The 21,357-nt window shown below is 70.7% G+C and carries 14 protein-coding genes; 11 read left to right on the top strand and 3 right to left on the bottom strand.

All coding sequences use genetic code 11. From position 1 onward, the window contains the following. Positions 1-57: 57 nt before the first annotated feature. The 9 genes from ACSDR0_RS00935 to ACSDR0_RS00975 all read left to right on the top strand — a co-directional run bounded on the left by ACSDR0_RS00935 (position 58) and on the right by ACSDR0_RS00975 (position 15,027). The gene (locus ACSDR0_RS00935; protein WP_435286751.1) at positions 58-687 is read left to right on the top strand and encodes a hypothetical protein; all 630 of its coding nucleotides are present in this window, start codon (positions 58-60) and stop codon (positions 685-687) included. Between the two features lie 349 nt (positions 688-1,036). After that, entirely contained in the window at positions 1,037-2,821 is a 1,785-nt protein-coding gene (locus ACSDR0_RS00940) for a substrate-binding and VWA domain-containing protein (protein WP_435286752.1), read from the top strand. Positions 2,822-3,022: 201 nt separating this feature from the next. Then, complete coding sequence (locus ACSDR0_RS00945) at positions 3,023-5,902, top strand: sigma factor-like helix-turn-helix DNA-binding protein (RefSeq protein WP_435286753.1); 2,880 nt, start codon at positions 3,023-3,025, stop codon at positions 5,900-5,902. A gap of 521 nt (positions 5,903-6,423) precedes the next feature. Beyond that, on the top strand, positions 6,424-7,551 hold the full coding sequence (locus ACSDR0_RS00950; protein WP_435286754.1) for a GNAT family N-acetyltransferase: 1,128 nt from the start codon (positions 6,424-6,426) through the stop codon (positions 7,549-7,551). A gap of 155 nt (positions 7,552-7,706) precedes the next feature. Beyond that, complete coding sequence (locus ACSDR0_RS00955) at positions 7,707-8,537, top strand: glycosyltransferase family 2 protein (RefSeq protein WP_435286755.1); 831 nt, start codon at positions 7,707-7,709, stop codon at positions 8,535-8,537. A 2-nt stretch (positions 8,538-8,539) separates the two neighbouring features. Continuing rightward, positions 8,540-9,490, top strand: a complete 951-nt coding sequence (locus ACSDR0_RS00960; protein WP_435286756.1) for a glycosyltransferase family 2 protein — start codon at positions 8,540-8,542, stop codon at positions 9,488-9,490. Beyond that, positions 9,487-10,290, top strand: coding sequence for a polysaccharide deacetylase family protein (locus ACSDR0_RS00965; RefSeq protein WP_435286757.1), 804 nt, complete (start codon positions 9,487-9,489; stop codon positions 10,288-10,290). The genes ACSDR0_RS00960 and ACSDR0_RS00965 overlap by 4 nt, the downstream gene beginning before the upstream one ends. A gap of 278 nt (positions 10,291-10,568) precedes the next feature. Next, entirely contained in the window at positions 10,569-13,709 is a 3,141-nt protein-coding gene (locus ACSDR0_RS00970) for a hypothetical protein (RefSeq protein ID WP_435286758.1), read from the top strand. A 94-nt stretch (positions 13,710-13,803) separates the two neighbouring features. Beyond that, positions 13,804-15,027: a DUF418 domain-containing protein gene (locus tag ACSDR0_RS00975; RefSeq protein ID WP_435286759.1), complete on the top strand. Its 1,224-nt coding sequence runs from the start codon at positions 13,804-13,806 to the stop codon at positions 15,025-15,027. On the opposite strand, the gene ACSDR0_RS00980 is transcribed toward ACSDR0_RS00975, so the two are convergent. Further along, positions 15,024-16,268 carry a GH39 family glycosyl hydrolase gene (locus ACSDR0_RS00980; RefSeq protein ID WP_435286760.1) on the bottom strand — a complete coding sequence of 415 codons (1,245 nt, stop codon included), beginning with the start codon at positions 16,266-16,268 and terminating at the stop codon, positions 15,024-15,026. The two genes, ACSDR0_RS00975 and ACSDR0_RS00980, sit on opposite strands and share 4 nt — an antisense overlap. Before the next feature lie 377 nt (positions 16,269-16,645). After that, positions 16,646-17,671, bottom strand: coding sequence for a phosphotransferase family protein (locus ACSDR0_RS00985; protein WP_435286761.1), 1,026 nt, complete (start codon positions 17,669-17,671; stop codon positions 16,646-16,648). A 197-nt stretch (positions 17,672-17,868) separates the two neighbouring features. Here ACSDR0_RS00985 and ACSDR0_RS00990 point away from each other — a divergent pair, with 197 nt between their 5' ends. Beyond that, complete coding sequence (locus tag ACSDR0_RS00990) at positions 17,869-18,951, top strand: GNAT family N-acetyltransferase (protein ID WP_435286762.1); 1,083 nt, start codon at positions 17,869-17,871, stop codon at positions 18,949-18,951. Between the two features lie 210 nt (positions 18,952-19,161). On the opposite strand, the gene ACSDR0_RS00995 is transcribed toward ACSDR0_RS00990, so the two are convergent. Continuing rightward, positions 19,162-20,589, bottom strand: a complete 1,428-nt coding sequence (locus ACSDR0_RS00995; protein ID WP_435286763.1) for a PLP-dependent aminotransferase family protein — start codon at positions 20,587-20,589, stop codon at positions 19,162-19,164. Positions 20,590-20,656: 67 nt separating this feature from the next. On the opposite strand from ACSDR0_RS00995, the gene ACSDR0_RS01000 reads away from it, so the two are divergent. Then, the gene (locus ACSDR0_RS01000; RefSeq protein WP_435286764.1) at positions 20,657-21,301 is read left to right on the top strand and encodes a pyridoxamine 5'-phosphate oxidase family protein; all 645 of its coding nucleotides are present in this window, start codon (positions 20,657-20,659) and stop codon (positions 21,299-21,301) included. Positions 21,302-21,357 lie beyond the last annotated feature (56 nt).

A 21,357-nucleotide genomic window follows, 5' to 3' on the forward strand; every position in this document is an offset into this window, starting at 1 on the left:
GACACGCTGTGACATATAGATTACCGAGCGCCGTCGAGCGGGTACCCGGAGGCCGTCGTGACCGATCAGATCGTGCTGGCGCCGCCGAGCGCCGAGTGGCTGCGTGACGCCCGCAGGGCCCGCACGCTCTCCCTGGCCACCCTGGTCTGGCTGGGCGCCGAGAGCGTGCTCGGCATCGCCGCGGGCCTGGGGGCACACTCGGTCGCCCTCATCGGCTGGGGCGCGTCCGCCCTGGTGGAGGCGGCGGCCAGCCTGATCGTGGTCTGGCGGTTCACCGGGGCGAGGACCGGTTCCGCGCACGCCGAGGAACGGGCCCGCAAGGCCGTGGCGATCAGCTTCTGGCTCCTGGCCCCCTACCTGGTGCTGCACGTGGCGCACGACCTGGACGCCGGCCACCGGGCCGTGCCGAGCGTGCTCGGGATCGTGGTGACGGCGGCCAGCGTGGTCGGCATGCCGTTCCTGGGGATGGCCAAGCGGCGGCTGGGAGTCCGGCTGCACTCGGCGGCGACCTCGGGCGAGGGGACGCAGAACCTCATGTGCGCCCTGCTCGCGGCGGGGGTGCTGGCCGGGCTCGCGCTGAATCCCCTCGGGTGGTGGTGGATCGATCCCACCATGGCGGTTCTGCTGGCGGCGGTGGCGGCACGCGAGGGCCTCAGGGCGTGGCGCGGGTACTCCTGCTGCCACTGATCGTCCCTTTTCGGGCGCCGCTCATCTTCTCCCCGGCCATTGATCGCCTGTTTCCCCGGCGCCGATCATCCGCTCTCTCCGGCCATTGATCACGCGTTCCCCTGTTTTCCCGTTTCCCTGTTTCCGATCTTCCGTTCCCTCCGCCACCTGACCAGGCGATCATGCCTCCGCCGATCATCGGCCGTCCTCACGGACCCAGGGTTCCATGATCAACACATACGGTAACAACCGTACCGAAATACGTTTTTTGCCCCAGTAACCATTCCCAGTACAGTTCCCTGAATATTGCGGACGACCTCCCGATAGGGTGACCCGCTAGCTCCATGACATCGACACCAAAGAGGACATCGTGGGCGGACGTCACCGGACGGATGAACTCGAGGACGGCTACACCCCGTACAAGGAACCGCAGCCCAGACGCAGGCGCGGGGGGCGTGGCAAGGTGCTGGTCCCGCTGGCCGGGTCCGTCGCCCTCGCCGTGCTGCTCGGCGTCGCCGCGTTCGTGGTCATCAACCGCGACCGCGACGGCGGGTGCGCGGGCGAGGCGATTCCACTGCGGATCACCGCCTCCCCGGACATCCAGCCCGCCCTGTCCCAGATCGCCGAGCGCTTCAACAAGGCGGCCCACGACGTCGAGGGCAGGTGCGCCACGGTCACGGTGACCAAGGGCGTCTCGGCGGCCGTGGCCTCCTCCTTCAGCGGTGGCAAGGCCGTCGCGATGGACATGTGGGTCCCCGACTCGAAGCTGTGGGTGACGAACCTGCGGGCGAAGAACCAGGAGGTGCCCGAGGCGGGCGCGTCCGTCGCCCACTCCCCCATCGTCATGGTGGCCTCGGGCTCCGTGGTGCCGAATCTGAAGAAGAGCTTCGGCGAGGCCAGCTGGGGCGGCATGATCAACGCTGCCAACGTGGCCAACGTGGACGGGCCCGGCCGCAAGGTGCGCGTGCTCGTGCTGGACCCCTCCCTCAACGCCGCCGGGCTCGGCGCGCTCCTGGCCGCCGCCGGGGTGGCCACGGCCTCGGGAGCGGGCGAGGAGCAGCTGGTCGGCGCGCTCAAGAGCCTGTCCGGATCGACGTCGACGGTCCGCGACCAGGACGCGCTGCTGTCCAGCCTCGGCGTCCAGGGCAGCAAGGCCCCGCTGGGCATCTCCTCGGAACAGGGGATCTGGGCGTTCAACAAGGCCAAGAAGCCCGAGGTTCCGGCCGTGCCGCTCTATCCGGCCGAGGGCACCATCAACCTCGACTACCCGGTGGTGGTCATCTCCAAGGACGCCACCGTCCGCAAGGCCGCCGAGGCGTTCCGGAAGGAACTCGGCAGCGAGGCGTCCAGGAAGACCCTGCAGGACCAGGGATTCCGCACCCCGGACGGCAAGGGCGGCAAGGCGATCTCCGCCTCCGCCGGCTTCCAGGCCAAGGCCCCGCAGGCGATCGAGCCGCCCGACGGCAAGACCGTCGCGAGGATGGCCCAGACCTGGTCCCGGATCAAGCTCGGTTCGAGGCTCCTCACCCTGCTGGACGTCTCGGGGACCATGGCCCTTCCCGTGCCGGGCACCGGCCTGACCCGGATGCAGGCGATCACCAGGATCGCCGTCGAGGGCATGAAGCTCTTCCCCGTCAAGAGCGAGCTGGGGCTGTGGGAGTTCTCCACCCATCTCAACGGCCGGGGGGTCGACTACCGCGAGACGGTTCCGGTGGGGCCGCTCACCCAGGACCTCAACGGCGCCCTGCGCAGGGACGTGCTCAACCAGAAGCTGATCACCACCCGCGCCAGGTCGACCGGTGACACCGGGCTCAACGACACCCTCGCCGCCGCCTACAAGCAGATGACCGACGAGTACCAGAGCGACAAGATCAACACGGTGCTGATCCTCACCGACGGGGCCGGCAACGACGACCCGGACGGCGGGATCACCAACCGGCAGATCCTGAAGCGGCTCAAGGACCAGTTCGACCCGGAGAAGCCGGTCAGCGTCCTGATCATCGCCTTCGGTCCCGACGCCCCCAAGGGCAAGCGCCAGATGGACGCGCTGGCCAAGGCGACCGCCGGTGACGCGTACATCGCCAAGGACATCCTGGAGGTCAGGAAGTTCTTCCTGGAGGGCATGAAGCGCCGGCTCTGCGCGCCCAACTGCTGACCCTCCCGCATCACTTTCATCCTGTACGGCTGGTGCCACATTGGTACCAGCCGTATCAGTTTTCCCAGGTCATACCAGGTCGGCATGATATCGACCCCTTTGGTCAACCAGTTGCGGGGAGGTGACGTCCTACGCGTGTGGGCTGGAACGGGTGAGTGGTGAAACCCGTGAACGAGCCCGTCTCGCGGGGGAGGAATATCCGTGCCCGGATGGCCGACCGTCGGCCGAACCGACGATCAACAACTCGTTGAGGCGCTGCGGCGTGCCGACACAACGGCGCCCGCGAGCCTCTACGACTCCTATGCCGAACGTCTCAACGACTACGCCCACTCGCTGCTGGGCGACCGTGAGGCCGCCGCGGGCGCCGTACACGACGCCCTGGTCACGGCCCAGGGCAGCGTGGACCGCCTGCGCGAGCCCGGCCGCCTGCGTGCGTGGCTGTACGCGCTCGTACGGATCAGGTGCGCGGACGGGGGACGCGGCGGCCCGCAGGGGCCGGCGGCGCCGCCCGACATCCACGACGATCCGGGCGAGCGGGAACTGGCGGCCCTGGTCCACGAGGCGATGGCGGAGCTGAGCGCGCAGGAGCGCGAGGTGCTCGAACTGTCGCTCCGCCACGACCTCGGCGGCGGCGAGGTCGGCGCGGTGCTGGGGCTGACCTCCCGCCAGGTCGCGGCGAGGCTCGGCCGGGCCCGCGACCACCTGGAGAACGCGGCCGCCGCCGTGGTGCTCGCCAAGGTCGGCCGGGCGCACTGTCCCGACCTGTCGGCGATGGTGGACTCGTGGGAGGGCCCCCTCACCACGATGCTGCGCAGGCGGCTGTCGGCCCACATCGGCCGCTGCGAGGTCTGCGTCGAGCGCAGGGACCGGCACGTCTCGGCCGGGCGGCTGCTGGACCTCATCCCCCTGTCCTACCCGCCGCTCTCCCTGCGCCGCCGGGTGATCGAGACCTGCGTGAACCCGGAGCTGCGCGAGGATCGCGCCGCCATCGCCGCCGAGAACGGCTTCGACAAGGCCGGTTTCCCCACGGCGCCCGAACGGCGTCCGGGGAGCCGCCGATGGGGCGGGAAGAAGAGCGCGGGCGGCAGGCGGGCCCGCGACGGTGGAACCTCCGGGGGCGGAGGGTCCACGCCTCCCGCGGGCACCCGCTCCCGGCACGCGGCGCCCCCCGCGGACGAGGGAACGCCGCCCGCCGACGCGAGGGCGTGGCCGGCCGAGACGGACGCGCGGTACGGGGAGGATCGAGCGGAGCGGGCGGGGTACGCGGAGACCGGGACAGGCTCCGCGGAGAGCGGGCGGCCCCGCGCGAAGGACGGTCCGCGCCACCCCGGGATCGGGACGGCGCCGCGCTACGTGATGGCGTCGCCCGCGGACGGCGGGCCCGGAGGCGCGACACCGTGGACGGACGCCGAGACCCGGCACGCGTCACGGCCCGCGGACGACGAGGCGCGGCACACGCCGCCGCCACCCGCGAACATCGAGGCATGGCCGGCACCGTCCGCGAGCGCCGAGGCATGGCCGGCGCCGACGGCGAACGCCGAGGCATGGCCGGCGCCCCCGGCGGACGGCGAGACGTGGCGCACGACACCACCCGCGAACACCGGGGTCTGGCCGGCACCGTCCACGGACGGCGAGACGTGGCGCACGACACCACCCGCGAACACCGGGGTCTGGCCGGCACCGTCCACGGACGGCGAGACGTGGCGCACGACACCACCCGCGAACACCGGGGTCTGGCCGGCACCGTCCACGGACGGCGAGACGTGGCGCACGACACCACCCTCGGACGACCAGGCATGGCGCGCGACACCACCCTCGGGCGGCGAGACGTGGCACGCGACACCACCCTCGGACGACCAGGCATGGCGCGCGACACCACCCTCGGACGGCGAGACGTGGCGCACGACACCACCCTCGGACGACCAGGCATGGCGCGCGACACCACCCTCGGACGGCGAGACGTGGCACGCGACACCACCCTCGGACGACCAGGCATGGCGCGCGACACCACCCTCGGGCGGCGAGACGTGGCACGCGGCACCGCCCGTGGACGACCAGGCGTGGCGCACGACACGGCCCGCGGACGACGAGGCGTGGCAGCCGGCATCACCGGCGGACGACCAAGCATGGCAGACGGCACGGCCCGCGGACGACCAGGCGTGGCACGCGTCGTGGCCGGCGGACGACGAGACCCGGCACACGCCGCCGACCGGTGACACCGAGGCATGGCACACGCCACCGGCGGGAAGCACCGGGGAACGGCGCGCATCGTCGGCGGGGTCGGCGGGGAACGGCCAGGCCCGGCGTACGCCGCCGCTCCCGGGCGAGGGGAAGCGGGGTACGGAGGCGCCGCCCGCGCAGCGGCGGAGGCAGCGCAAGCGGAGGGGGCCGGTGCTGCTGGCGGTGGTGTGCGTGCTGGCGGCCACCGGGGCGGTGGTCGTGGTGGGCGGGCAGGACCTGGCCGGAGGGGCGTTGAGGGACCCCCAGACCGCGCCGGGGACGGAACCCGCGCTGATCACGCTGGAGCCCGGCCCGGAGCCGGGGCCCGACCCCCTGACGGAGGACCCGGAGGCGGAAGCCGCGCCGACACCCACACCGAAGAGGGCCCAAAGGACCGAGACACCCGTTCCCGCCCCCACCGCCACCGCGGCGCGACCCGCACCGAGCCGCGCGCCCACGACGGGACGGCCCCGCCCCACCCGCTCCGCCACCACGCCGCCCGCGGCCGGGCGGCTGAGCGTCTCGTGTCCGGGCGACATCGGGGAGGGCGCCGGGCAGATCCGGCTCGCGGCCCGCAACGCCACGGTCTCGTGGTCGGCGACCACCTCCGGCGGGCTCGACGTCCACCCCGCGCAGGGGCAGCTGAGGGCGGGTGCGAAGAGCGTGATTTGGGTCACTGCCAAGGATCCGTCGGAGAGCGGCTCCGGACGGGTCGCCTTCAGGTCCGCCGGGGGCAACGCCGGATGCGCGATTTCGTGGGAAAGCCCTGAACCAGACGCTCCCGAGCCCCCCGACGACCCGGCTCCCGACCCGACTCCGACCCCCTCCTCCGGGGCGAGCTCCGAGGGGGCGACGGGCTGATTCCCGCATCTCGTTTTACCTAACACCGAGACTTCTCTCTGGGATCCGGTAAACCATGGACTGATGCCGAGCGTCGGCATTGACGTCCATGCTGAGTGATTGGTCACATGAAGAGCGCGATCAGTCACATCATTACCAACCAGGAGCTCGGAGATGTCGGTCAAACGCAGGGTGCTCAGATGGGCGCTCACCTTCGCTTGCGTCGCGGGGGCCGTGATCGCCTTAGCCGACATCGACACTCCGTTACGCTTGATCCTTACGCCCCTGTTCCTGTTGGTCGTTCCGGGTGCTGCGGTGGTAGGACTGTTGCGTGATCGTGACCCTCTTGCGGCACTATCAGTGGGTGCGGCGGCGAGCCTGGTCGTGAACGTTCTCCTGGCCGCTGCCATGCTTACTTTTGACGCATGGTCGCCCCGTGCCGGAGTTGCGACGATTGCGGTGCTCGGCGGCTTCATATACGTACTACGTGTGTTGTATCGGGGGAGCGGGAGCTTGCAGACCGAACAGGGGGCCAGGTCAAGGTGAACATCGTCATCGTTCGCCCAGGAGACCTCGGCGAGTCCGAGATCTCGCGATGGCGCGAGTTGCAGGTGGCGGATCCGTCACTGGACAATCCCTTCCTCTCCGTGGAGTTCACACTCGCCATGGGGCGGCTGCGTGACTACGTCCGTGTCGCGGTCATCCAGGACGGCGGCAAGATCGTGGGGTTCTTCCCCTACGAGCGCCACAGTTTCGGGATCGGCAAGCCTCTGGGAGGCTTCCTGACCACCTGCCACGGGCTGATCTCGGTCTCCGGCCTCAAGCTGGACGTCCGGACCCTGCTGCGCGCCTGCAGGCTCTCCGTCTTCGACTTCGACCACCTGGTCCCCGGCCAGCCGACGTTCGCGCCGTACGAGTCGGACGTGCGACCGGCCCCGGTGATGGACCTCAGCGTCGGGTTCGAGACCTACATCGAGCAGGTGAAGGCCAACTCGCCGAAGAACCTCAAGACGGTCCGCTACAAGGAGCGCAAGCTCGGCCGCGAGCAGGGTGAGATCCGCTTCGAGTGGGACTCGGCCGACGCGGGCACGCTCCGCACCCTCACCAACTGGAAGTCCGACCAATACCGCAGGACGGGACGGGTCGACCGTTTCGCCCAGCCATGGATCGTTCAACTGCTCGACGAGATGCACGCGGAGAAGTCCGCGAGTTTCGCGGGCGTCCTGACGATGGTCTACGCCGGAGACAGGCCCGTCGCCGGTCACTTCGGCCTCCGGACGGCGACGACCCTGGTGGGCTGGTTCCCGGCCTACGACACCGAGTTCGCGCGTTACTCCCCGGGCATCATGCACCACCTGCACATGGCCGAGCACGCCGCGAACTCCGGGCTGCAGCAGGTCGACATGGGCAAGGGCGGGCGCGAGTACAAGAGCTGGTTGAAAAGCGGTGATCTCTTCGTCGCGGAAGGTCGCGTGTCGCGTCCCTCCCCGGCCGCCGCCGTCCACTGGATCGGCCGCACCCCGGTCAACAAGGCACGAACGATCGTCACGGATCGCCCGAATTTGTACAGGCTTGCTGACCGTGTGCTGAAGGGTTTCGGCCGTATGCGCTCCCCCGCGCAGAACCAATCAGGCACGCCGGTCGTCAAGGAACCATGGGGAGTGGGCTAGCCCGCTTCCGTTCATCACCACATCACCCGCCAGGACCCTCGCATGCATCCCTCATCGCATTCGCCGTTTCCGCCGATCGTGCCGATCGGCGATGGCCCCGGGTCCGTCCGCCAGTCGCCCCTGACGACCGACCGCCCGGAAGGACATCCGTCACAATGAGTCCCGAGATCACCAAGCACTACAACAACAAGCCACCGCTGAGGGCGGTGCCACCCATCGAGCGGTTCACCCCCATCACGCCCAACATGGCGATCTCCCCCACCGTCAGCGTCGTCGTGCCGGCCATGAACGAGGCGGAGAACCTTCCGCACGTCTTCGCGACGCTGCCGCAGTGGATCGACGAGATCGTCCTGGTCGACGGTAACTCCAAGGACGACACCGTGGCCGTGGCCAGGAGGCTGCGCCCCAACGTCCGCGTGGTCCACCAGACGGGCAAGGGCAAGGGCAACGCGCTGACGGCCGGATTCGCCGCCTGCACCGGCGACATCATCGTGATGATCGACGCCGACGGGTCCACCGACGGCCGCGAGATCATCCAGTTCGTGGGCGCGCTGGTCACCGGGGCCGACTTCGTCAAGGGCTCGCGCTACGCGTCCGGCGGCGGCAGCGACGACCTGACGTTCATCCGCAAGTTCGGCAACAAGTCGCTGACCGCACTGGTCAACAGGATGTACGGCACCAGCTACAGCGACCTCTGCTACGGCTACAACGCCTTCTGGGCCCGCCATCTGGACGTCCTCAACCTCGACTGCGACGGCTTCGAGATCGAGACCCTGATGAACGTCCGCGCCGCCAAGGCCGGGCTCAAGGTTCACGAGGTTCCCAGCCACGAGCGCTGCCGCATCCACGGCGAGAGCAACCTGCACGCCGTCCGCGACGGCATCCGGGTGCTGAAGACCATCATCCGCGAGTGGCGGAGCAACCCGGCTCCCGTCGTTCACGAGCCGGCCGCCGCCACCCCGGCCGCCGACCAGGGTGCCGCGTAGCCATGAGAAGCAGTGTCGTCATCTGCGTTTACACCGAGGACCGCTGGGAGGACATCCGAGCGGCCGTCGAGTCGGTCCAGAACCAGACGCACGAGCCGCACGAGATCATCCTGGTCGTCGACTACAACCCGGATCTCCACCTGAGGCTCAAGAAGGAGTATCCCGGCGCGATCGTGGTGGAGAACGCTCAGGAGAAGGGGCTGTCCGGCGGCAAGAACACCGGCGCGGCGACCGCCTCCGGCGACATCGTGGCGTATCTCGACGACGACGCCGTCGCGGAGCCTGGCTGGCTGGAAGCACTGGAGGAGGGCTTCCAGGACCCGACCATCGTGGGGGTGGGCGGGCTGACCAGGCCGCTGTGGGGCATCGGGTACCGGCCCGGCTGGTATCCCCACGAGTTCGACTGGACCGTGGGGTGCAGCTATCTGGGCATGCCCACGCAACGGGCGCGGATCCGCAACGTCATGGGCGGCAACGCGGCCTTCCGCCGGGAGGTCATCGGCGGTGTCGGCGGGTTCCACACCGGCATCGGGCGCAGCGTGCAGGGGCGCAAGCCCCGCCCGCTGGGTTGTGAGGAGACCGAGTTCTGCATCCGGCTCTCGCAGCGGATGCCGGGGGCGGCAATGCTGTTCGAGCCGGCGGCGGTGATCGGCCACAAGGTGCCGCCCGTACGCTCGACGTTCGCCTACTTCCGCTCGCGCTGTTTCGCCGAGGGCCTGTCCAAGGCGCTGGTCGCCCAGAGCGTGGGAGCGGGCGACGGATTGTCGAGCGAGCGGGCTCACGCGCTGAAGGCGCTGCCGCTGGGCGCGCTGCGCGGGGTCGGCGAGGCGTTCAAGGGTGACCTCTCGGGCCTCGGCAGGGCCGGGGCGATCGTCGTCGGCCTCGCCTGGACGACCTGGGGTTACGTCGTCGGCTCCGTTCGACTGAAGCTGAAGCGGGTGCGTTCGTCATGATCCGCGTACCGATTCTGATGTACCACTCGGTCTCCGACCGTCCCAACGCGGAGACGAAGCCGCTGGCGGTACGGCCCTCGGCCTTCGCCGAGCAGCTGGCCTACCTGAAGGAGAACGGCTTCACGCCGCTGACGGTGGCCGACCTGGTCGCCTCGCTGCACAAGAACAACGGCCGCTCCATCCCGGAGCGGCCGGTCGTGGTGACCTTCGACGACGGGTACGCCGACTTCCACAGCGAGGCGCTGCCCCTGCTCGAACGCTACGACTTCCCCGCGACGGTCTTCCTGACCAGCGGGTGGGTCAGTGACGCGGGCAAGGACGCGGCGGGCAGGCCCCTCGACACGATGCTGTCGTGGAGCCAGGCCCGCGAGGCCGCCTCGTGCGGCATGGAGATCGGCGGGCACAGCCACAGCCACCCCCAGCTCGACCAGCTGCCCGACGACGAGCTCCGCCAGGAGCTGCGGCGCAACAAGGCCCTGCTCGAAGACAAGATCGGTTCCCTGGTCTCGACGATGGCCTACCCGTACGGCTACTCCAGCGTGCGCGTGCGGCGCGAGGTCAGGCGGGCCGGATACTGGGCCGCCTGCGCGGTGAACAACGCCCTCGCCGCCGACCGGCACGACGTGCTCGCGCTCCCGCGCCTGACCGTCGCCGAGGGCACGTCGATGAAGATGTTCAGCCGGGCGGTCGAGGGAAACCAGGTCCCGCTGATCTACATGAGGGAACGAATGCTGACGAAGGGATACGCCGTCGTCAGGCGCACGAGATACGGTCTGCGCCGGGTGCGCGGCCAGGCGTGAACGACCGGGTACGCCCTGGAAACAGCGCGATCCGCGAGACGGGTCGCGCACCGGTGGCCGGCCCGGTGAGATCGGCGGTTCCCGCTCCGTCCGGTGCCCCCTTCCTTCGGAGGCGGAGGCGCCGGGAGGGGGCCGCCTGGCCGGAACACGGCCGCGGTACCGCTTTTCAATGGTTTACGCGAAGCACCCGAACATGACGGATCTCCGTGATGGCCCGTCGCACCCTGGTCCGCGTAGCCGCCATGATGTTAGACGTGAGGCAACGGGCAGGTAATGACGTGACGACGACGGGGGCGGCGGAAACTGCCGAGGTCGGGGAGATCGATCCCACCCACCCCGCGCCTTCTGACGGAACCCGGACCGGGTCCGACGGCGAGCCCTCCGGCACGGCGCCCTTCGAAGCGCCTGACGACGAGGATCCCGGCGAGATCCCGGGCGGCGAGACTTCGGGCGGGAAAGCGTCCGGCGGCAGGAGTCCGTACGGCGAGACTCCCGTCGGCGAGGAGGCTCCGGAGGGCGACCCTCGTGACGGCGACCCTCGTGACAGCGACGCGCCGGACGGGGCGGCACATGACGACGTGGTGGACGACGGCACGGCGGACGCGGTGGCGGACGGCGAGACGTCGGCGGCCCCCGCGGACGACGCCGCCGACGCCGCTCCGGCCGACACAGACGACGCGGACGGCACAGACGACGCGGACGGCACGGACAACACAGGCGGTACGAACGACGCGGACGGCACGGACGACGCGCCGGACGAGAGCGTCTACGGCGACGACCCCGAGGTCACCGCCGTCATCCGGCTCCCCCTCCGCCCCGTGGCCCCGCCCCCGGCCGGCGCTCCCGAGGTCAAGACGGCAGAAACCCCGCCCGGGCGGTCCGAGGACCCCGAAGACGAGGCCACCGAGGCCCCCGAGGACGAGGACAGGGCCGACACCACGGCGGAGATGCGCCTGCCCGGCCGGGCCGCGCCGCCCCTCACGACACCCTCCGCCCCCCCGAAGCCCTCGGAGCCTTCTGAGTCCTCGGGGCTCGACGGGCTTCTGGGCGGGGAGCCGTGGGGAAGGCCCGCCGGGGCGCCCAGACGGCCCGTGGAAGTGTCGAAGCCCCTCCCCGAGGTCACAGGGGCCCCAGTGGCCCATCAGGCCCCACAGGGCTCCCAGAGGAGCTCGGGGACCGGTTCCGGGGCGGGGAAGACGGCGCCGACGACCAGCGCCATGCCTCCGGCCGCGGCGGCCACCGCCGGACCGCCGGTCGCGGCGCCCACCGTCAGGCCCTCGCGCCTGCGGACGGTGATGCAGTCGGCCATGGTGTGGCTGCCGCCGGTGCTCACCATCGAGGGCCTGATCATGTACGTGCTGGCCCTGCGCGTGGCGCCGGGCCCGCTGCGGGGCGTCGACCTGACCAAGATCGACGGTGTGGGCCTGATCTCGGCCATGCCGCTGACCGCGTTCGCCGCGATCCTGCTGATGCTCGTCGCGTTCTTCGTCACGATCGGGCAGAACACCGACCGCAAGTTCCTGCTGCTCTTCCAGATCGCGGCGATAACCTTCGCCCTGCACGGGGCGGCGGCCCTGATCGAGGACGAGGCCAGGTTCCACACCGCCTACGTCCACGCGGGCTTCGTGGAGTACATCAACCGCACCGGTGAGGCCTCCGCCATCCTCGACGCCCGCCTGGCGTGGCCGGGGTTCTTCGCGCTGGTGGCGTTCGTCACCAAGGCCGCCGGGGTCACCGACCTGACGATGATCATGCGGTGGACGCCGCTGCTGTCGAACCTGCTGTACCTCCTGCCGTTCGTGCTGATCCTGCGCCAGGTGGTCGCCACCACCAGGGCCCGCTGGTTCGCCGCGCTGCTGTTCGTCATCGTGCAGTGGATCGGCCAGGACTACTTCTCCTCCCAGGGCTTCACGTACGCCATCTACCTGGCCTTCGTGGCGATCGTGCTGCGCTGGTTCGGCAAGGTGGTGCCCCGCGACAAACCGATGCCCGTCAAGGGGCCCATCCGGCGGCTGCTGGCCCGCCTGGACGGGCTGACACCGGGTGAGCTGCCCCACTCCACCGGGGTGTACGACCGGGCCATCATGCTGATCGTGCTGATCGGCCTGTTCGCGACCGCGACCGCCTCGCACCAGATCACCCCGTTCATGATGCTCGGCGCGCTGACCGGCCTGATCCTGCTCCGGCGCTCCTCGCTCAGCTGGGGGCTGCCCTTCTTCCTGGGCCTGATGGTGCTGGCGTGGATCAGCTACCAGACGGTCACCTTCTGGAGCGGGCACATCGACCAGCTCTTCGGCGGCCTGGGCCGGATCCTGGAGAACCTCCAGAGCAACACCGGCGACCGGATCGACGGCAGCGATCCCAAGCACGCGCTCGTCCTGATGGCCCGCCTGGGCATCTGCGGCGTCATCCTGGTGCTGGCCGCGGCCGGTCTGTTTCGCCGCCTGCGGCGCGGCGTCGGCGATCGCGCGGCCCTGCTGCTGCTGTGCATCCCCGTGCTCGCCCTCGGCCTGCAGAACTACGGCGGCGAGATCGGCCTGCGCATTTACCTGTTCGCGCTGCCGGGCGCCTGCATCCTGGCCGCGTACGCCTTCTTCCCGAACCTCCCGGCGGGCACCGAGGACGCGCCGGAGGAGACGGTGCCGATCCGCAGGCGCAACATCCGGTTCAACCCGGAGCTGACGCGGCGGATCTCGTTGCTGCTGGCCGCCGGGTGCGCCATGGTGCTGGCGATGGTCTTCCTGGTCGCGCGCTACGGCAACGAGCAGTTCGAGCGGGTGTCCGCCAGCGAGGTCGCGGCGATGCACTACGTCTACGACCACGACAAGCCGAGCGCCCGCGTCCTCTACCTGGTCCCGCTGCTCGGCGAGGAGGTCACGCCGAGCATCCCGTGGGGCGAGCGCGACTTCGACAAGATCTCCTATCAGCAGGTGCTCGTGGACAAGAACCCGGCCCAGCTGTCCTCGGTGATCGACAAGCTCCGGGTGTCGCCGCCCAACACCTATCTGGTGGCCACCCGCGGGCAGGCCGGATACCTGCAGCTCAACCACGGCTTCCCGCAGGACTGGGCGCCGCGGTTCCGCGCCGCGCTCGACGCCAGCAAGGAGCTCAAACGGGTCTTCAACGGCGAGGACGCGGCCGTCTACACGCTGAGGTCCTACCCCGAGGGCGCCGAGATCCCCGAGCCGGGGGCGCCGGTCGGCGGCAGTGACCCGACCTCTCCGTGGACGCCGGTGGGCCTGGGCGCGCTGGGCGTGACGTGGATCGCGCTGTTCGGCTACGAGGTGTTCCGCCTGCGCGGCCGCGATCAGGCGACCAGGACGAGGAGGCGCATCCTGTTCGTCGCGGTGCCAGCGTTCGTGCTGGCCGTAGCGGTGATCGCGGAGCGGTTCATCGTCATCGGGTACCAGCTCCAATAAAGAACAAAGTCTCTCGGCGGGCGGCCGGGCCGCGCCATACTGGGCACCGTTCGCCGGGGGACGCACGCCCCGAAGCTGCTCGAAGGACGGTTAGATGCTCGCAGGGGAACCCCGTGGCCGGACGGGGGCCTCCACCGAGGTCACAGGGCGGCGGATCGCGGCGGTCGACGCGCTACGCGGTTTCGCGCTGTTCGGCATCGTGGTGGTCAACATCACCTATCTCGCCTCGGGATACCGGATGGCGGGGCTGGCGGCTCCGACGTTCTCCGCACCGCTCGACTGGGAGGTGCGCTGGTTCGTCTCGGTGCTCTTCGAGAACAAGTTCTACCTGCTGTTCGCCTTCCTGTTCGGCTACAGCTTCACCCTCCAGATCGACTCGGCCCACAGGTCGGCGGCGGCGTTCGCGCCCAGGTTCCTGCGCCGACTGGGAGGGCTGTTCCTGCTCGGCATGGCCCACGGGATCCTGCTGTTCCCCGGTGACATCCTGGCGACGTACGCGATCGTGGGGCTGGTCCTGCTGGCGGTGCGGCGGATCACCCCGCGCACCGCGATGATCGCGGCGCTCGCGCTGACGGTGGCACTGGCCGTGGGGGTGCTGCTGCTGGCCGGGCTGGCGGCGCTGGGCACCGACGCCTCGGAGGCCGTGTCGGAGAGCGCGGCGCAGGCCGCCATGTCGGACCGGGCCCTGCACGGCTCCGCATCCATGATCATCAATGAGCACCTGCACAAGCTCGCCAAGATCTTCGTGCTGCGGGTCTTCTTCCAGGGGCCCACGGTGCTCGCCGCCTGCCTGGTCGGGCTGGCCGTGGGCAAGCTGCGGCTGCTGACCGACCTGTCCGGGCACACGGCCACGCTGCGGCGGCTGCAGTGGGCGGGGTTCACCGCCGGGCTCGCCGGGGCGCTGGTCTACGCGCATTCGACCTGGTCGGGGGGCGGGCACGCGTATCACATGGTCGGCCAGGCGGTGAACCTGGTCACCGCGCCGCTGCTGGCCGCGGCCTACGCCGCCACCCTGCTGCGCCTGCTCCCGGCGGTGCCGCGTCTGGCCGGGGCGCTCGCGGCGCCCGGCAGGCTGGCGCTGACGAACTATCTGGGGCAGTCGCTGATCAGCTCACTGATCTTCACCGGCTACGGGCTGAGCCTGGTCGACCAGGTCAGCCCGTTCCACGTTGTGTCGATCGGCGTCGGCATCTTCGCGGCGCAGGCCGTCTGGAGCCGATGGTGGCTGCGCCGCCACCGCTACGGGCCCGTGGAGTGGCTGCTGCGCTGGTTCACCAACTGGCGCAGGCCCTCCCGCTCCCCGGGCGCCGTGGCCTAGGTTCCCGCCCGCTCGCTCCACCTGACCTCGTACGGCTTCAGCTGGAACTCCCTGCCGTCCACGACGGTGGTCGCGGCGGCGTTGGTGGTGTTGACCATCACGAGCTGGCGTTCCTGGGCCAGGACCCGCACCTGCGCGTTGGAGGACGTGACCGTCTCCAGCGTGACCCCGAGGGGGAACCACTTGGTGAAGCCGCTCAGGATGCCCGCCATGGGCATCTCGACGCCGGTGCTCGGGTGCCACAGGCAGCCGGGGCAGACCTGATCGTCGCTGGTGGACTTGCGCTGGGGGTTCCAGAAGAGCGAGGTGGTGACGCCGCTGGTGGCGAACTCCATCATCGCGGCCGTGTGGACGGCGATGCGGCGGTCCTCGGCCCAGTCGCTGTTGTTGGGTTCGACGTACCACTCGGCCCACCAGACCGGCAGGTCGCCGCTCTTGTCCCGGAGCCACTTGGTGAGGGCGCCGAACTTGGCCAGGGCGGTGAACTCGTCGGGGAAGGCCCCGGCCTCCTTGGTGACCGAGGCGCCGTCGACGACGATGAAGTCGGCGCCCTTCTTCTTCTCGATCCAGTACTCGACCGCCTCCAGGTCACGCTGGACGATACTCCCCCACGGCCCCTGGATCTCCGCCCCCTTCTCGGGGACTGTGGTGCTGCCGACCGACACGTAGGGGCCGCCGACCTTGATGTCCTTGTCGACGGCCTTCAGCGCGTCGTAGACCTTGTTGTAGAACTCGGTGTAGCCCTCGATGTCCCAGCGGTTCTGGGGCGTGTTCCAAAAGCCCTTCAGCTCGTTCCACACCATGAAGTGCTTGACGGTGGGATAGCGCCTGGCCACGGTCGCGGCGAGCTTGGCGTAGTCGTCGAAGTGCTCGCGCCGGGGCGCGGTCTCCAGCTGCGTCCAGTCGGTCCTGCCCGAGCTGCCGCCCTTCATCCAGTCGGGCGAGCAGCACAGCGTGATGATCGGGATGGACTGGGAGTTGGACATGAACTTGATCCGGCGGTCGAGGTCGCGGAAGTCGTTCTTGCCCGGCGCCGGCTCGGGATTGCCCGCGCCCCAGCCCATGATGTGCTGGTTCTGCAGCATCGGGACCCGGCTCAGAATGTGGGAGGCGGCCTCGGTGACCTCGCCGCCCTCGTTGTCGGCGCTGAACTCCGTGTGGGTGATGCCCCAGCGTGGCCACTCCTGGAGGGCGGGGGGCGCCTCCAGCGCGGGCGCCGCCTGCGTTGGGGGGATTGTCATGGTTTGTCCGCGGGGAACGTCCGGCTTGGCGGCATAGGCGATGATGCCGACCACGAGCGCCGCCGTCACAATCATCGCCCCCAGCGCGACCGGCCAGGCCGGGCGCCGTCGCTGGTGCCGTCCGTTAGTCGGTATCACCGGTTCCTCAATCCTCGCAGGTCAACGAATGTAGCGTTCCATAGCGGCATCGGACGTGACGGTGCCCGTACATGGTTCACAGGCAAGCGTTACCGGCCGCGTCGCCAGCGTATCCATGACGACTTGCATGGCACTTGAAACTTCTACGGTAGTTCCCGCCCGGCTTCCGGCGTCCGGCCACCGGGCCGCCCGCGCGCCCCTCGGCCCGGCGGCGCGAGCGGAGGGACCGCCGGGGGTTTTCAGTCTCCCAGGATCCTCAGGGCCCGGTCGACGAGCGTGGGGACGGCGGCGCCGATGTGCTCGAAGCCCTCGCCGACGGTCTTGCCCTGCTTGAACCTGGCGTGGATGCCCTCCACGATGACGGCGAGCTTGTAGTTGCCGAAGGCCACGTAGAAATCCAGGTCGGACAGGTCCGCGCCGGAGACCTTGGCGTAGTGGGCGGCGAACTCGCGGGCGGTGAGGAAACCCGGGGCCACGGTGACGCCCGCCGCGACCGGGACCGAGGCGCGCTCCTCGTCGCCGGGGTCCTGCCAGTAGGTGAGGGTGAGGCCGAGGTCGGCCAGGGGGTCGCCGAGCGTGGACATCTCCCAGTCGACGACGGCGAGGATGTCGGGGTCCGGGGAGAGCCGCACGAGCGTGTTGTCGAGCCGGTAGTCGCCGTGGACCAGCGTCGAGGCGGAGCGCACGGGCAGGCGCTCGCGCAGGCGGGCCACCAGGCGGTCGTACGCGGGCAGTTCGGCGGTCTTCGACCGCTCCCACTGCTGTCCCCAGCGCTCCAGCTGGCGGGCCATGTATCCCTCGGGACGCCCGAAGTCCTTCAGCCCCACCTTCTCGTAGTCGATCGCGTGGATCGCGGCGAGCACCTCGGCCAGCCGCTCCGACAGCCGCCGGGTCTGGCCGGGGGTGAGCCCCAGGGCGTCCTCCTGGGTCCGCACGGCCGCGCCGTCCACGTGCCCCATGAGATAGAAGGGCGCCCCGATCACGTCCGGGTCGTCGCAGAAGGCGACCGGCTCGGGCACGGGGACCGAGGTCGGCGCGAGCGCCGAGATCACCCGCCACTCGCGTCTCATGTCGTGGGCGGTCGGCAGTACGTGCCCCAGCGGCGGCCGGCGCAGCACCAGGCGGCGCCCGGGGGTCTCGACGACGTACGTCAGGTTGGATCTGCCGCCCGCGATCAGGGAGACCCCGGTAGGCTCACCGGTGCCGGGGACATTGGCCGCGATCCATCCGACAAGGTGCGGCCAGTCGATGCCAGGGGTGCTCATAGCCACCAATTAGAACGTCACTCGGGTCGGCGGCGCCAGTCGGGGTCGCCCAATGAGATCCCGAAACGTTGCGCCGGTCGCCACCCGCGCTCGCTTCCGTCCTTTATCGTTACATTACGTGCCTACCAGCATGCTTGGGCTTTACGGCATCCTTCACAGGATGCCGTAGGGGAACCCGCACATCCCAGTAGGAGCTCATGCGCGTCTCAATCGTTCAGCCCCGTGACCTCGGCCCGGCCGACATCGACCGATGGAGAAGCCTCCAGGGCGCCGACCCCGCCTTCGACACCCCGTTCCTGTCGCCGGAATTCACCGTCACCGTCGGCGCACTGCAGGAACGCGTCCGGGTGGCGGTGCTGCACGAGGGGGCGGACGTGGTGGGCTTCTTCCCCTTCGAACGCCACCCGATGGGCATCGGCATGCCCGTCGCCGCGGGGCTGACCGACGCGCAGGGGCTGGTGCACGCCAAGGACGTGGAGATCGACGCGCAACGGCTGATCAGGGCGTGCGGCCTGGCCGTCTACGAGTTCGACCACCTGATCGCCGGGCAGCCGCTGCTCCAGCCGGGGCACGGCAGGCACCCCTCGCCGATCATCGATCTGCGCGACGGCTTCGAGCCGTACATCGAGACGATCAAGGTGACCTCCGGCAAGACCTACCGCTCGACGGCGTACAAGAGCCGCAAGCTCCAGCGCGACGTCGGGCCGCTCCGGCACGACTACGCCACCACCGACCTGGCGCCGCTGCGCACGCTGCTCGGCTGGAAGACCGAGCAGTACCGCCGCACCGGCCGCACCGACCGGTTCGCCCGGCCGTGGATCGTGGAGCTGGTCGAGCGGTTCCTCGCCACCGACACCGAGCACTTCGGCGGGGTCCTCGACATGCTGTACGCGGACGGCCGACCGGTCGCCGGGCACTTCGGGCTGCGCACCGCCACCACCCTCGCGGGCTGGTTCCCCGCCTACGACACCTCCTTCGCGAAGTACTCCCCCGGCCTGATCCACCACCTGGCCATGGCCGAGAAGGCCGCCGACGCCGGGATCGAGGTCATCGACATGGGCCGCGGCGAGAAGGAGTACAAGGAGAAGCTCAAGAACGGCGAGTACGAGGTCGCGGAGGGCCGGGTCGCCCGCCTGAGCCCCGGTGCCGGGGTCCACTGGATGCTGCGGGTGCCGGCGCGCAAGGCGCGTGGCACGGTCCTGGCCAGCCCGCTCCTGCGCACCACCGCCGACCGCGCGCTCAAGACGTACGGCCGTCTGCGAACGTCCCTGCAACCGTGAGCCGTTCCGCCGCGGCGTGGGAACGGTCCTTCCACGCCCGGCGGGCCCGGTGACCGGGTGCCCCCGGGGGTTCACACGGCCGACGCCGCGATCCACCCCGGCCCGGTGACCGGGTGAACCCCGGGAATTCACACGGCCGACGCCGCGATCCGCCCGCCCCGCTGACCGTCCCGGTGATCCGCACCGCGGACCGGGCGGCCGGCGGGCCGGTCAGCCGATCAGTTCGGCGACCACCGACACGCCCCGCCTGACGTCGGCGCGCGACGCGGAGCCGTAGCCGATCACCAGGCCGTGCCGCAGCCGCGGCCCGTAGTAGTGGCGGGCCATCGAGTCGAGCAGCACGCCCCGGGCGTGGGCGGCCTCGACCAGAGGCGCGACCGCGTGCTCGGGCAGCTCCACCATGACGTGCAGGCCCGCGGTGTCGCCCGTGACCCTGGAGCCGAGGATGTCGACGACCACGGCGCGGCGGCGCGCGTACTCCAGGCGCATCCGGCGCAGGTGCCGGTCAAGGTCCCCCTTCTCCAGGAGCACCGCCACCGCCTGCTGGGCCGGACCGCTCGTGCGGTCGGCCAGGGCGTCCCTGGTCACGGCGAGGGCCTCGACGAAGCTCGGGCGGGCGACCAGCCAGCCGACGCCGACGTCGGGCGTCAGGGCCTTGCTCAGGCTGCCCAGCAGCACCACCTGATCGGGGCCGAGGCCGTGGAGGGCGGGCAGCGGGGCGACGTCGTAGCGGAACTCGGCGTCGTAGTCGTCCTCCACGACGATCGCGCCGGTGCGGCGGGCCCAGGCGAGGAGGCGTTCCCTGCGCGGGATGGGCAGGCGCCCGCCGAGGGGGTACTGGTGGGCGGGAGTGGTGTACAGGACGCGCAGGTCGTCGGGGAGGCCGTCGACGACGACGCCGTCCTCGTCGACCGGGCAGGGCACGATCTCGGCGCCCCGCCCGCCGAAGACGTTCCTGGCGACGCGGTAGCCGGGCTCCTCGACGCCCGCCCGGTCACCGGGCCGCAGGAGGGTGGCGGCGACCAGGTCGAGCCCGTTGCCGGTGCCCCGGGTGACCATGACGTTCTCCGGCCCCACGGGGATCGCCCTGGTCCTGCGGAGGTGCTCGGCCAGGGCTGCGCGCAGCCTGGGCAGGCCACGGGGGTCGGGGTCGCTCGCCGGCGGCAGGTCGGCCGCCCCCCGCCAGGCCCTGCGCCAGGCGGCCCTGTCGTAGTCGTGGACCCACGGCCGCCCCGGGCGCAGGTCGATCACCCCCGGCGCCCTCCCGTTCCCGTTCCCGCCGGCCGGCATGGGAACAACGGGCACGAACGGGGAGGCGGGGACGTGCCCGTTCACGGGCGCGGGGGCCCTCGGGTTCCCCCGCCCTCCTGCGGGAACCGGCATGTCGGCCACGTAGGTGCCCGAGCCGTGGCGTCCTTCGAGCCAGCCTTCCGCGTACAGCTGCTGGTAGGCCTCGGTGACGACGGTGCGGCTGACCGCGAGCTGGCGGGCGAGGGCGCGGGTGGAGGGCAGGCGCTCCCCCGAGGTGAGGGTGCCGCCGCGCATGGCGTCCCTGAGATGATCGCCGAGCTGGACGGCGAGCGCCGTACCGGCCTCGCGGTCCACCGATACGGGCAGGTCGACGGAGGGGCGCGGCAAAGTGGTCTCCTGTAAGGGCGCGAGAGTGGACGTGTTCCCGATATCCACTTCTCTTTAGGTTAGTGCCATGCTCTCTACGACTCCCCGCACCACCCTCAACCGCGCGAAGGACAGGGGCCGGACCTCCCGCGAGGATCTGTACGCGGTGCTGGACGCCGGGCTGGTCTGCCACCTGGGCGTCGTGGCCAACGGCTCCCCCATGGTCGTCCCCACCGGTTACGGCCGGATCGGCGACACCCTCTATCTGCACGGTTCCACCGGCGCGACCTCCCTGCGCAACGCGGACGAGGTCTGCGTCACGGTGACCCACGTGGACGGCGTCGTGCTGGCCCGCTCGTCCTTCCACCACTCGGTCAACTACCGCTCCGCCGTGGTCTACGGCCGTCCCCGCCGGGTGGAGGACGCCGAGGAGCGCCTGGCGGGGCTGCGGGCGATCACCGAGCAGCTCGCCCCCGGCCAGTGGGACGCCACCCGCAGGCCCACCGGCAAGGAGCTCGCCGCGACCATGGTGCTCGCCCTCTCCCTCTCCGAGGCGTCGGTGAAGGTGCGCCAGGGCCCGCCGGTCGACGACGAGGAGGACTACGGGCTGCCGATCTGGGCCGGGGTCCTGCCGCTCCACCAGGTCTGGGGAACCCCCGAGCCCGACCCCGCGATGACCGGGGATCTGGCCGTACCCGAGCACATCGCGTCGCGAACCATACCCGTTCGGTAAATCTTCCCGGCAAACCCGCCCCGCGCGCCACGCGTCTCCATGTCGAGGCCCCTATC

The sequence above is a fragment of the Streptosporangium sp. G11 genome (genome assembly GCF_051192615.1).
Taxonomy (GTDB): Bacteria; Actinomycetota; Actinomycetes; order Streptosporangiales; family Streptosporangiaceae; genus Streptosporangium.